Origin of the sequence: [Clostridium] ultunense DSM 10521 (assembly GCF_000511955.1) — a bacterium.
Lineage (GTDB): Bacteria > Bacillota > Clostridia > Tissierellales > Tepidimicrobiaceae > Schnuerera > Schnuerera ultunensis.
Genome location: NZ_AZSU01000003.1, coordinates 821,817 through 834,826, shown reverse-complemented (window position 1 = coordinate 834,826; position 13,010 = coordinate 821,817). Strand labels below are relative to the sequence as shown.

Here is a 13,010-nt window from a genome sequence, read left to right as displayed (position 1 = left end):
GAAACGTGGCAATACAAGGAAGGATACAAAGTAGAAGCTGGATTTATAGACTACCTATGAGGAATTGAAACTAAAAGGAACCGTTTTTCTAGAAAAGGAACCGTTTTTATTTATAGACTACCTATGAGGAATTGAAACAATGTTAAACATATACTATAATAATAGGACTATAAAATTTATAGACTACCTATGAGGAATTGAAACAGAAGGAAAGAAAAGTTCGACGGGGAAATATATATCAATTTATAGACTACCTATGAGGAATTGAAACTGATGGTTTAATCTTATTTTACCGTCTATTACTTCAAATTTATAGACTACCTATGAGGAATTGAAACGGGACAGTTTTTATAGTCCTATTATTATAGTATATGTATTTATAGACTACCTATGAGGAATTGAAACCAAAAGTTGCATCTCCTTCATCACTCATGGCAATTAATTTATAGACTACCTATGAGGAATTGAAACGGGTTATCTACAGGTGCTGTTTTAGTATCAAAAAACATTTATAGACTACCTATGAGGAATTGAAACATGAAAAAATGAGGAAAAGACAAGAAGAGAGGTTTAATTTATAGACTACCTATGAGGAATTGAAACCTACATATGCGTATATGTAGTAGATGAGAAATTGAATCATTTATAGACTACCTATGAGGAATTGAAACGATATCATTCCTTTGTTTGTGGCAAAGCCATATTTCTTATTTATAGACTACCTATGAGGAATTGAAACAAACTTCAATTGTTTGTTCTGCTTTTCTAATTTCTTCATTTATAGACTACCTATGAGGAATTGAAACTTTTCCAGTTCTGGGATTTCCCTTATGTCTATTATTTATTTATAGACTACCTATGAGGAATTGAAACTTTTGTAGTATATGGAGAGCCAAATACCGAGTTTTCATTTATAGACTACCTATGAGGAATTGAAACTGTGGTGCTAGATGATGAAACTAAGAGTGCTATAAAATTTATAGACTACCTATGAGGAATTGAAACCCCAATCCCTTGGACTTGGACAGATGATATGTTTGAATTTATAGACTACCTATGAGGAATTGAAACTAAATATCGTGGCAGAAGTGTATTAGAAGGCAGAGGATTTATAGACTACCTATGAGGAATTGAAACTTGTACCTCGTTTATGTCCGTTTGGTGAGTTCTGATAATTTATAGACTACCTATGAGGAATTGAAACTTATTTCTCCTATAGTCATGATTCCTTCCCCCAATCCAAATTTATAGACTACCTATGAGGAATTGAAACCTGCCTTGTACTGTTTTCTATTGATTAAGTTTTCTTTATTTATAGACTACCTATGAGGAATTGAAACTTTGACCTGCCTCATCAGTAGGTAGTTGGTCAGTTCATTTATAGACTACCTATGAGGAATTGAAACTAATCAAACAGGATATCGCAACGTAGGCTGGGAAAACATTTATAGACTACCTATGAGGAATTGAAACTTTTTTGTTGCTGTTATATAGATATATCCATTGCAAGATTTATAGACTACCTATGAGGAATTGAAACATTCCCTCCCGACCAATCAAATTTACCTTCTTCGTATATTTATAGACTACCTATGAGGAATTGAAACAGGGGGTAGCAACATGAATGAAACTACTAAAAACTAATTTATAGACTACCTATGAGGAATTGAAACGCCTCTATTGTACCATGCATACATTGTATACGTCAAATTTATAGACTACCTATGAGGAATTGAAACTCCCACTTGACCCACCTGCTGGTAATATAGACCATGCATTTATAGACTACCTATGAGGAATTGAAACGTGCTGGTATAGGAGGACCAATAACAGGAGAGGGAGCATTTATAGACTACCTATGAGGAATTGAAACCCTGTATAATTTGCTACTGCCTCTGCTGTTCTATTCCATTTATAGACTACCTATGAGGAATTGAAACATAGCACAAACAAACTTTCACTATAATGTGTATAAGAATTTATAGACTACCTATGAGGAATTGAAACCAAAATAAATTTCATCTTCATACTTTTTTGTTCTTATTTATAGACTACCTATGAGGAATTGAAACCTCCCTCCCTTCTAGTTGGCTTACTCTGAAGTTTAGCATTTATAGACTACCTATGAGGAATTGAAACCCGCTAGTATAGTCCCGTCATAGACTCTGCTTTCTCCATTTATAGACTACCTATGAGGAATTGAAACGTAGAAGTTGATTTTATAGGTACATTAATAGACATTAATTTATAGACTACCTATGAGGAATTGAAACGATGGTCCATAGCATTCAATCCAACCGTAATCTTTATATTTATAGACTACCTATGAGGAATTGAAACTTGGATATGTTTCTCCATGTAGCCAAATCCACGTGCCATTTATAGACTACCTATGAGGAATTGAAACTAGCATCTAATGTTTTATTTTTCTGTTGTAGTTCAAAGATTTATAGACTACCTATGAGGAATTGAAACTTTCTTTCTTTTCCTCTTTCTTTTCTCTGCCTGTGAATTTATAGACTACCTATGAGGAATTGAAACATACACATGGTCGAATTTCAAAACTTTCAAATACCTCATTTATAGACTACCTATGAGGAATTGAAACGGAAATATGGAAAAGACAGCGACGTTGCTAGGGTTAGATTTATAGACTACCTATGAGGAATTGAAACTTTTGTTATGCCAGAGGATTTATACGAGGAAGTCAAATTTATAGACTACCTATGAGGAATTGAAACTATCTTTGATACTAGGAATAGGCGTAGGAATAGCCTTATTTATAGACTACCTATGAGGAATTGAAACTGTGATATTTTCGACCTAGTTCCATCTCCCCATCTAGATTTATAGACTACCTATGAGGAATTGAAACCACCTTCTTCTTTCCAAACTGCATTTCCAACTATATAATTTATAGACTACCTATGAGGAATTGAAACCCCGACCTAAACACCATCATAGCTGAAAGTAAAAAAGATTTATAGACTACCTATGAGGAATTGAAACATATGGAGGAACAATAAGGTAACAGGAAGTTGTTATGATTTATAGACTACCTATGAGGAATTGAAACTTCCTCTGATACTGTTTATGTTTTGTAGCTTTCTAAATTTATAGACTACCTATGAGGAATTGAAACAGTAGAGAGGCAAAACCGTCAATTCTTCTTCTTTGAATTTATAGACTACCTATGAGGAATTGAAACTCTCAACCCCGCTTTCGTTATTTCAGCATCTATTTTCATTTATAGACTACCTATGAGGAATTGAAACTCGGGAGTAAATAAAGATAAAATTGTAGACACAGATCATTTATAGACTACCTATGAGGAATTGAAACGACTATATCCAGTGTCGCCATGAATAAAAGATTATTATTTATAGACTACCTATGAGGAATTGAAACGGTAGATAGGTCTGGACTGCTTCGTCGCATATGTCTTCATTTATAGACTACCTATGAGGAATTGAAACTCAGGTGTAGTTTCGATGATATGTGCATCTCCTATTATTTATAGACTACCTATGAGGAATTGAAACTAGATATATGGATGATATTGTCATTCTTCATAGCGAATTTATAGACTACCTATGAGGAATTGAAACCTCGAATGTTAGCCATGATTCTGAACTTGTTTCTCTTATTTATAGACTACCTATGAGGAATTGAAACTAATCTCGTCTTGTTAGCACAGTCTCCCTCATTTCGTATTTATAGACTACCTATGAGGAATTGAAACATCTTTTTCTGTAACATCTAACCTGTAGTCTATTTGATTTATAGACTACCTATGAGGAATTGAAACAAGATAGTCTAGTGAGCATGGAGATAAAGAATGTGCCATTTATAGACTACCTATGAGGAATTGAAACTAAGCTTTTTCCACTATTTCAGCATTGGCGTTTGGTAATTTATAGACTACCTATGAGGAATTGAAACATACTAGGCATTTGAGTACCTTCCATGATTATTACAAATTTATAGACTACCTATGAGGAATTGAAACTAGGCATGGAATCGACTGGGGGTTTGCCGAAGATCCATTTATAGACTACCTATGAGGAATTGAAACTTATAACGATATTGGGTACGGGTGGACCAAGGTGCCTTATTTATAGACTACCTATGAGGAATTGAAACTTTTTAAAAGGCTGTAAGCCCATTAAAATCAAACTTATTTATAGACTACCTATGAGGAATTGAAACTTTGTTTTTCCTTTTCTCTCACTCGTCATCACCACATTTATAGACTACCTATGAGGAATTGAAACATCATATAAATCACCTACCAGTCTAGCATGCCTATAGCATTTATAGACTACCTATGAGGAATTGAAACTTATTTGTGTGCCATATCCCTCAAAATCATGAGGTAGATTTATAGACTACCTATGAGGAATTGAAACGTAGATCCACAAGTGATTTCTCTAACCTAATAAATGAATTTATAGACTACCTATGAGGAATTGAAACACATTTTTTTGCAATATATTCAAAATATTTATACAATATTTATAGACTACCTATGAGGAATTGAAACATTCTCTCTCTTCATCAGATAAAACTCTCCCATATTATTTATAGACTACCTATGAGGAATTGAAACCTCTTGCTAAAAACCCATTATCTACTAATACGATTTATAACCTATCTATGAGGAAAAAATCTATTCTAATATTTAACTAATTGTTGGGTATATATTTATTTGGGGAGCCTATTATATGTAAAAAAGTAAAAATTAGGCTTAATATCGTAAAAATGAAAAGGGGGATTTGTTTTGGCTAAACAAACGATTTTTGTTGATGAGTTTACCGATGGTATTCTTGATCCAAATAAGAATATGTTAGGTCCTGTTAAAGATGGTGGAACTATTGTAGCTAATACTGCTCCAGGTTGTTGGGGGCCTATGATAACACCAGAATTAAAAGGTGGTCATGAAGTAACGGTACCTGTCTTTGTTGAAGGAGCGGAAGTAGGAGATGCAATTGCTATATATATTGAATCTATAAGGGCAATTTCATCAGTTGTTGCTTCTGGAAACGATGAAACTGTAGATAAGAACTTCATAGGAGATCCTTTTGTTGCTGGTAGATGTCCTAGCTGCGGTACAATTAATCCTATAACTAAATTAGAAGGAATAGGATACGAATCCGTTAGGTGTGAAAATTGCAATGAAGAGATATCACCTTTCCAATTTACTAATGGTTATACTATAGCTTTTGATGAGAATAAGAAGGTGGGCATAACATTAGATAAAGAAGGTGCATATGAAGCTGCTAAAAATGCAAAAGAGTATATGGGTATTCCAGACAACTCAATTCAAAACCCAATAGTTAACTTTGCACCTCATGATATTGTGGGTAATGTATCAAGACTTAGACCTTTTCTAGGCCAATTGGGTACTACACCTTCCATACCTATACCAGATTCTCATAATGCAGGAGATTTTGGTTCCTTCTTAATTGGAGCTCCCCATGAATATGCAATAACGGAAGAGGAACTAAAAAAACACAAAACCGATGGTCATATGGATATTAATAAAGTTAGAGAAGGGTCTATACTTATTGCACCAGTTAAAGTTAAAGGTGGAGGAGTCTATGTAGGAGACGCCCATGCAATGCAAGGAGACGGAGAAATAGCTGGACATACTGCTGATATATCTGCAGTAGTTATACTAAAAGTAAAGGTGTTAAAAAATTTAAACATTGATGGACCTATTATTATTCCTTTAGAAGAAGATCTTCCTTATTTAGCTAAACCTATAAGTGTGGAAGAGAAGAAAATGGCAACGGAATTAGGGAAAAAGTGGGGAGTTAAGGAATTAGAAAAAACTGCTCCTATTAGTTTCGTTGGAACAGGCGTTAATTTAAACGAAGCTATAGATAATGGTCTAGAGAGAGCCTCGGAGGTATTAGGTTTAACTGTTCCAGAGGTAAAGAACAGAGCAACAATAAATGGGGCTATAGAGATTGGAAGAGCACCGGGAACTGTTACAGTAACATTTTTAGCTCCAATTGATACTTTGAAAAAGGCAGGGCTCTATGAGATAATTGAGGAACATTATGGCTTATATTGATGAATAAAACAAGAAAATTGTCGTCGATCTTCGGTACCGAAAAATCCCTGGAGATCGGCGATATTTTATCTTTTATTGAAAATAAAGGTTATATTTATATCTACTGCTGTAATATTATAAACATAGCAGTACCCATTATACTGCTGGAATAATAATGGCAGTTAGAATTTGAAAGAAGTATGAGAACGCCATAATCTTTAATGAGGGATATCCGTTGAAAAAGATTATTAATAAGAGTGAAAATGTAGTAGAAGAGATGCTCCAAGGGATGGTAAAAGCCCATCCAGAATACTTAAGAAGAATAAAAGACAGCAATGTATTGGTTAGATAGAATTCGCCAGTAAAAGGAAAAGTTGCTTTAGTAAGTGGAGAAGGCAGTGGTCATGAACCAGCTCATAGCGGTTTTGTAGGATTAGGTATGTTGGATGGAGCGGTAGCGGTAGAGGTATTCACATCTCCTACACCTGAACAGATTCTTAAAGGGATAAAAGAAGTAAATGGTGGAGCGGGAGTATTGTTGATTATTAAGAATTACTCTGGAGATATAATGAACTTTGAAATGGCTGCAGAATTAGCACAAATAGAAGGCATAGAGGTTCAACAAGTTATAGTTAATGATGATGTAGCAGTAGAAGATTCTACCTATACAGTAGGAAGAAGGGGAATAGCAGGAACCATATTAGTACATAAAATAGCAGGAGCAGCTGCAGAAAAGGGGCAAGATTTAAAGGACGTTAAAAGAGTAGCAGAGAAAACGATAAAAAACATTAGAACCATGGGAATGTCCTTAACCCTTTGTATTGTACCAGCAGTAGGTAAACCAAGTTTTGAAATAGGGAAGATGAAATGTAAATAGGTTTGGGCATCCATGGGGAACCAGGAATTCGTAAAGAAAAGATAAAAACAGCAGACCAGATAACTGCCATATTACTGAACAATATATTTGAGGATATACAATTAGAAAAAGATGACGAAGTAGCAGTAATGGTCAATGGTTTAGGTGGTACACCATTAATGGAATTGTATATAGTTAACAATGAAGTACATAAACTTCTAAAGGACAAGGATATAAAAATACATAAAACCATAGTGGGAAACTATATGACATCTTTAGAAATGGCGGGAGTTTTATTACATTATTGAAATTCGATAATGAGTTAAAAGAACTATTAGATAACAAAGTGGATACTCCTGTTTTTAGACAACTATAGATTTAATAACTGGAGGGGTTAATTATGTGTAGCACAGATTTGCTAATTGAGATAATAGAGAATATGGGAAAGAACATCATGAAAAATAAGGAATTTTTAACAGAATTGGATAGAGTTATTGGAGATGCAGACCATGGTATAAATATGAGCAAAGGTTTTAGTGCTGTAAATGATAAATTAGAAGAGATTAAGGAGAAGGATTGGGGCCATATTCTTAAAACTATTGCTATGACTTTAATATCTACAGTAGGAGGTGCATCGGGACCCTTATATGGTACTGCCTTCTTAAGGGCATCTGCTGTTGTAGATGGAAAGATGGAAATTGATCAAAATGATGTGATAAAAATATTTGAGCAAGCAATAGAAGGAATAAAGATGAGAGGGAAATCCGACCATGGGGACAAAACCATTTTAGATGCTCTAATACCTGCATTTAATGCCCTTAAATTAGCTTATCAAGAAGGAGAAGATACAATAGCTGCATTCAAAAAAGCAGAGAAAGCTGCATTAGAAGGTGTAGAATACACTAAAACTATAATTGCCAAAAAAGGAAGAGCTAGTTATTTAGGAAAAAGAAGTATTGGACATCAGGATCCTGGAGCTACTTCTACCTCTATTTTAATTAAGTCAATTAATGAAGTATTGGAGGGAATTTAGGAGATAATTATGATTAGTTTAGTTATCGTATCTCATAGCAAAAAAATTTCAGAAGGCGTTGTAGAATTATGTTATGAAATGGTAGGAGAAGATTTAAGGATAATACCAGTGGGAGGCACTTCAGATGGTAGGATAGGTACAGATCCTATCTTAATAAAGAAGGCCATAGAGAAAGCCTATGATGTAGATGGAGTCTTAATCTTTACAGATATAGGAAGTTCAATTATGAGTTCAGAACTAGCTATTGAAATGGTGGAAAAAAATAAAGGAAAAGACTTTTATATTAGATACACCTAGTGTAGAAGGCAGCATAGCTGTTGCAGTTCAGACCTCTATATCAAACAATATGGAAGAAATAAATAAGGTAGCGGAAGGAGCTAGAACTACTAGAAAAGTTTAATAGATATACTTTCCAATTGTCTATACGAAAATCTGTCGTCGATTTCAGATAGTGAAAACTATTAGGGTCGACGACAATTTATTTTTCTTTTTTGACAAAAGATGCTTACCATAGTAATGTCAATTTGTAGAATGGTTAATACCTATGAGGTTTTAAAGTAAAATTTATGAAGACAGAAATCAATTATCCAACTTTCTTGTTTTAAAAAATTTACAAGGAGTTAAAACTCTTGAGATAATTAATAAAAACATATTTCAACTAGGAAAAATTAAATAAGAAATAAAGAAATAAATAGAGGAATTTTGGAACTTTTGTAGAAATAATATATAATCTCATAATTTTTTACTTTTGGAGGTTTTATAATGAAGGAAATTATTACTTTTAATCCTATTGATTCTGATAATACAGTGTTACCAATACAATATAATCATATGGTTCAAGGTATGATATACAAATTATTAGACGAAGAACTGGCAAACTTTCTGCATGAAGAAGGTTTCCAGAATGAGAAAAGAATATTTAAAATGTTTACATTTTCTAGGATAAAGGGAAGCTATACCCAAGATAGAGATAGTGGTTTAATAATATTTGATGGTCCCATAAAACTTACCATATCTTCACACTATGACGAGTTTTCCAATTCTATAGGGAACAGTTTTTTAAGGCGTCAAAAAGTACAATTGGGAAACAATTATTTAGAGGTAAAGCAACTAGCTGTTGAAAAAGAGAATGTAAACAGTGAAGAGATAAAGGTGCGTACTTTATCACCAATTTCTACATATAGCACATTATATAGAAAAGATGGAAAAAAATTTACTTATTATTTCAACCCAAAAGAAGAAGAATTTTCAGAAATTATAGAAAACAATCTAAAAAATAAATATAAGGCTTTTTATTCAGAAGAACCACCAGAAGTAGGGGTAGAAATAAAACCTTTAGGTGCTACAAGATTGTCAGTTGTAAGCTATAAAGGTTTTATTATAAAAGGGTATACAGGAAAATTTGCAATGAAAGGCGCACCTGATTTGCTTCAATTAGGTGTAGACACGGGTTTAGGCAGTAAAAACAGCCAAGGATTTGGCTGTGTTAAATTGATATAGAAAATATATCAGGAGGTGAGAACCATCATTGAAGGAATAATACAAATGGGAGAAGTATTAAAATCTGATGACCCCATACAAAACTTCATTGAAGAACTTCAACCTAAGAGAAGGAATAAACAATTAAATGTATTAAAATTTAACTTTTTATTAGAAGAAGATAAGTTAGAAATTGACGTAAATGAAGAAATGGATAGCAATACAGCAAAGAAATATACTTTCGTAGGATCAGCAGACGGTTCTAATGCTGCACAATGGTACGCATCTAGCACATCTAGTAACTATCATCTAACAGAAACTCTCTATAATCTTTCTCAAATAGATTTAGGATTAGAATTAAATAAAAAAGTCCAACAAATACTTAAAAATTTCTATGTAGATTTTGGAGAGAGAATGAAGTCCAAATATCGGTATGCTTTAGATTTAGAAAAATGTATAACTATTGATAAAACAATGGAAAACCTTTTCGAAGAAACAAAATCAGAATTAGATAATGAAAAAAACCTGGGAAAGGTACTTTTAGAGAAAATCAAAATAGAGTTTGACAAATATCTAAAAGAAGAAAAGGGAATAGAACCAGGGGATATAGGTCTATACACTATATTTATTGATGGAAAACCTTTATCAAATTTCAAGGAGTATCAGAATGCTGTAATAGAGTCTAAGAAACCGAAATCTAAAGATGGCAAAGGAAACAATGGAGTATGTTGTATTTGCGGCAGTACCGAAGATATATCCCATGATATGACTAAGACGAAAATTAAATTTTATACGACTAATCAACTTATATTTGCCAGTGATGTATCCACAAAAAACTATTATAAAAACATGCAAATGTGCTTAGATTGTATGTTTAAATATCTAGCTGGCGAAAACTATATAATGAATAGATTAGCTAGTAGACTTGCAGCTTTTGATGTATATATAATCCCTCAATTTATTTATGGACAACCTTTAAATGAAAATGATTTAAATATAGCTGCTAATAAGATAGTTGACTCTTTTAATACCGTAAAATCCTATGAAGGAATGAGGGGTTTAAGGGATGAAATATCAGGGGCATTAGATTTAAGAGATGAAAGTAGCTATTTTCTTTTAAACTTCATGTTTTTCAAAAGAAGCCAAAAAGCAACAAAGATACAAAGGCTTATAAAAGACATAAATCCTTCTATCTTTGAGAAAATTAGAATTTCATCAGAGAAAGCTTTTTTAGATTTACAAAAAGTTTTAGGACAGAAATATAGAGGTGCAATTACTCTAAGTACAATATATTTCATGACCCCTATAAGAATAAGCCGTGGAGAAGCTGTTGAATATAGAGATGTTCTTGAGACGTATGATGCTATACTTACTGGTAAAAAATTGAATAAAAAACATCTTATAAAAAATCTAATAGAATGTATAAAAATAATAAGACTTTCTAAGGATTCTTATAATATAAATCCAAAGGAGGAAATATTAGAGTTCTATGTCATGAGAGCCAATATGTACATTAAATTTCTTGAATATATGGGTTGCTTAAAGGAGGGAGAAGGTTTGGATGTATCTGAATTAAAGGTTAAAGACAATATTAAAAATTATATTGAAAAAATAGGGTATGACGAACAGGAAACTGCAATGTTTTTATTAGGTTATTTAATAGGAGAAATAGGAAATGTTCAGTATAAGAGAACAGAAGAAGGAAGTAAACCTATACTTAACAAAATTAATTTTAACGGTATAGACAAGCAAAAGATTATTAGGCTTACAAAGGATGTATTTAACAAGCTAAATCAAGAAAAGATACGACAATACAATGAAGTGACTTTCTTTGAAATGAAAAGACTCTTAGATGGAAATATTGACAACTGGAAATTAAATAAAGACGAAAGTTTGTTTTATCTTCTTTCAGGGTATTCTTTTGCAACTACTATTCCAATGTTAAGAGAGAAGGAGGATGTTTTAAATGACCATAACCAATAATGAAATATTATATCTTTATGATGCAAAACTTACTAATCCTAACGGGGATCCAGATGAGGAGAATAGGCCCCGTATGGATTATGAACGGGAGATGAATTTAGTATCAGATTTAAGACTAAAAAGATATATAAGAGATTTTATACATGCAAAAGGTCATGATATATTCGTTAGAAGAGTAGACGATAAGCCAGTAACTGCTGATAAAAGAATAAAGGATTTAAAGGATTCTTCAAATGAATGGATATTAGACAACTTAACTGATGTGAGGATGTTTGGTGCCACTATGACGGTTAAACGAGACAATAAGACTTTTATAGGTCCCATACAATTTAATTGGGGATATTCCTTAAATAAAGTGGAACTTCTTGAATCAAGTATTACCTCTCACTTTTCAGCCAGTGAAAGAGCTACTCAAGGAACAATTGGTAAAGATTACAGGGTTAAATATTCACTAATTGCTTTTTCTGGGGTAGTAAGTGGTAATAGGGCAGAAAAAACTATGCTTAAGGATGAAGATTTATATTTACTAGATGAGGCCATGAAATATGCTATTCCTAACCTTGCAACCAGAAGCAAAATCGGACAGTACCCAAGGCTTTATATTAGAACTGAATATATGGACAAAGAAACTATATTAGGAGATTATAGGGACTATATTGAATTAAGAGAAAACGTTCCAAATATTAGAGATATAAATGAATGTTCATTAATAATAGATAGATTAGTTAAACTATTGAATGAAAATAAAGAAAAAATAAAGAATTTGTATTACTTTGCAGATGAAAAGCTGGAGCTAATTTTAGATGGCCAACAGGTGAAGTTTGAGGAGGCTTTCAAGGACTTACCACTAAAACAGGTAAAGTAAGGTGATGATTATGGCGATAGTAATATTTGAGTTATGGGGCAAGTTCGCCCACTTTAGAAAGTTCTATACTAATTCTTCCTCATTATCCTATTCGGTACCTCCTAGAACTACCATAGAAGGGATCATTGCTGCTTTGCTTGGCTATGAAAGGGATAGTTACTATGAGATATTAGATGCAGCTAACTTACATGTAGCAGTTAGGAAAATGGGAAGAACTAGAAAAGTAATGCAATCTATCAACTATATGAAAGCTACCAGCTCAGGTGAGTTAAACTCACCAAAAGAGCATACCCAGATTCCTTTTGAATTGCTAGTTGGATATAACAATATTCGTTATAGATTTTACATAACCCATGAAGACAAAGAAATATTAGATGAAATAAGTAAAAGAATCATGAAGAATAGACCAGTGTTTCCCCTTTATTTTGGCAGTGCTCCTTTTAGCTGCTATATAGATTTCATAGATAAATTAGAATGGATATGGAATGAGAGCAATGAGTATGTGCCTATCTCTACAGTCCTTAATAACGATAAAATTCAAGATATAGATATTAATAATATGGAAGGCTATTTAATTAAGGAGAGGATGCCGAGGGATTTTGGTGAAGATAGAACAATCGAGGAAGTAACAACCTATATTTACGAAGACGAAGGGAAGTTTCTAAAAGCTAAAATTGATGGTAAATATGCCAGACTTTCCAATGGGGAAAATATAGTATTTCTATAGAATGAAGGT

General features: G+C 32.9%; 8 protein-coding genes, 1 pseudogene and 1 CRISPR repeat array. All 9 genes and pseudogenes read left to right on the top strand.

Annotated features, from left to right (window positions below; genetic code table 11):
- Positions 1-41 precede the first annotated feature (41 nt).
- Positions 42-4,609: direct repeats of the CRISPR family, unit length 30 nt; unit sequence ATTTATAGACTACCTATGAGGAATTGAAAC.
- A gap of 171 nt (positions 4,610-4,780) precedes the next feature.
- The 9 genes and pseudogenes from CUL_RS0111265 to cas5b all read left to right on the top strand — a co-directional run bounded on the left by CUL_RS0111265 (position 4,781) and on the right by cas5b (position 13,001).
- A complete protein-coding gene (locus CUL_RS0111265; RefSeq protein WP_025641796.1) occupies positions 4,781-6,079 on the top strand; it encodes an acetamidase/formamidase family protein in 1,299 nt (432 codons plus the stop codon).
- 397 nt (positions 6,080-6,476) lie between these two features.
- Positions 6,477-6,935 (top strand): annotated as a pseudogene (locus tag CUL_RS19945) (dihydroxyacetone kinase subunit DhaK); the annotation flags it as partial.
- A 2-nt stretch (positions 6,936-6,937) separates the two neighbouring features.
- Positions 6,938-7,222 carry a dihydroxyacetone kinase subunit DhaK gene (locus CUL_RS19940; RefSeq protein WP_269077325.1) on the top strand — a complete coding sequence of 95 codons (285 nt, stop codon included), beginning with the start codon at positions 6,938-6,940 and terminating at the stop codon, positions 7,220-7,222.
- A 92-nt stretch (positions 7,223-7,314) separates the two neighbouring features.
- The gene (dhaL, locus tag CUL_RS0111255; protein WP_025641794.1) at positions 7,315-7,947 is read left to right on the top strand and encodes a dihydroxyacetone kinase subunit DhaL; all 633 of its coding nucleotides are present in this window, start codon (positions 7,315-7,317) and stop codon (positions 7,945-7,947) included.
- Between the two features lie 9 nt (positions 7,948-7,956).
- Positions 7,957-8,244 carry a dihydroxyacetone kinase phosphoryl donor subunit DhaM gene (gene dhaM / locus CUL_RS17300; protein ID WP_051403542.1) on the top strand — a complete coding sequence of 96 codons (288 nt, stop codon included), beginning with the start codon at positions 7,957-7,959 and terminating at the stop codon, positions 8,242-8,244.
- Positions 8,245-8,709: 465 nt separating this feature from the next.
- Positions 8,710-9,447 (top strand): CRISPR-associated endoribonuclease Cas6, encoded by a 738-nt coding sequence (cas6, locus tag CUL_RS0111245; RefSeq protein WP_025641792.1) that lies wholly within the window; start codon positions 8,710-8,712, stop codon positions 9,445-9,447.
- Between the two features lie 15 nt (positions 9,448-9,462).
- Positions 9,463-11,409 carry a TIGR02556 family CRISPR-associated protein gene (locus CUL_RS0111240; RefSeq protein ID WP_097677638.1) on the top strand — a complete coding sequence of 649 codons (1,947 nt, stop codon included), beginning with the start codon at positions 9,463-9,465 and terminating at the stop codon, positions 11,407-11,409.
- Complete coding sequence (cas7b, locus tag CUL_RS0111235; RefSeq protein ID WP_025641789.1) at positions 11,393-12,274, top strand: type I-B CRISPR-associated protein Cas7/Csh2; 882 nt, start codon at positions 11,393-11,395, stop codon at positions 12,272-12,274. Before CUL_RS0111240 ends, cas7b begins: the two co-directional genes overlap by 17 nt.
- A gap of 10 nt (positions 12,275-12,284) precedes the next feature.
- Positions 12,285-13,001 (top strand): type I-B CRISPR-associated protein Cas5b, encoded by a 717-nt coding sequence (cas5b, locus tag CUL_RS0111230; RefSeq protein WP_025641785.1) that lies wholly within the window; start codon positions 12,285-12,287, stop codon positions 12,999-13,001.
- Positions 13,002-13,010 lie beyond the last annotated feature (9 nt).

What these genes read in the sequence shown, in the direction of transcription:
- cas7b (WP_025641789.1), top strand. Translation starts at nt 11,393, where the DNA reads ATGACCATAACCAATAATGAAATATTATATCTTTATGATGCAAAACTT.
- dhaM (WP_051403542.1), top strand. Translation starts at nt 7,957, where the DNA reads ATGATTAGTTTAGTTATCGTATCTCATAGCAAAAAAATTTCAGAAGGC.
- cas5b (WP_025641785.1), top strand. Translation starts at nt 12,285, where the DNA reads ATGGCGATAGTAATATTTGAGTTATGGGGCAAGTTCGCCCACTTTAGA.
- cas6 (WP_025641792.1), top strand. Translation starts at nt 8,710, where the DNA reads ATGAAGGAAATTATTACTTTTAATCCTATTGATTCTGATAATACAGTG.
- dhaL (WP_025641794.1), top strand. Translation starts at nt 7,315, where the DNA reads ATGTGTAGCACAGATTTGCTAATTGAGATAATAGAGAATATGGGAAAG.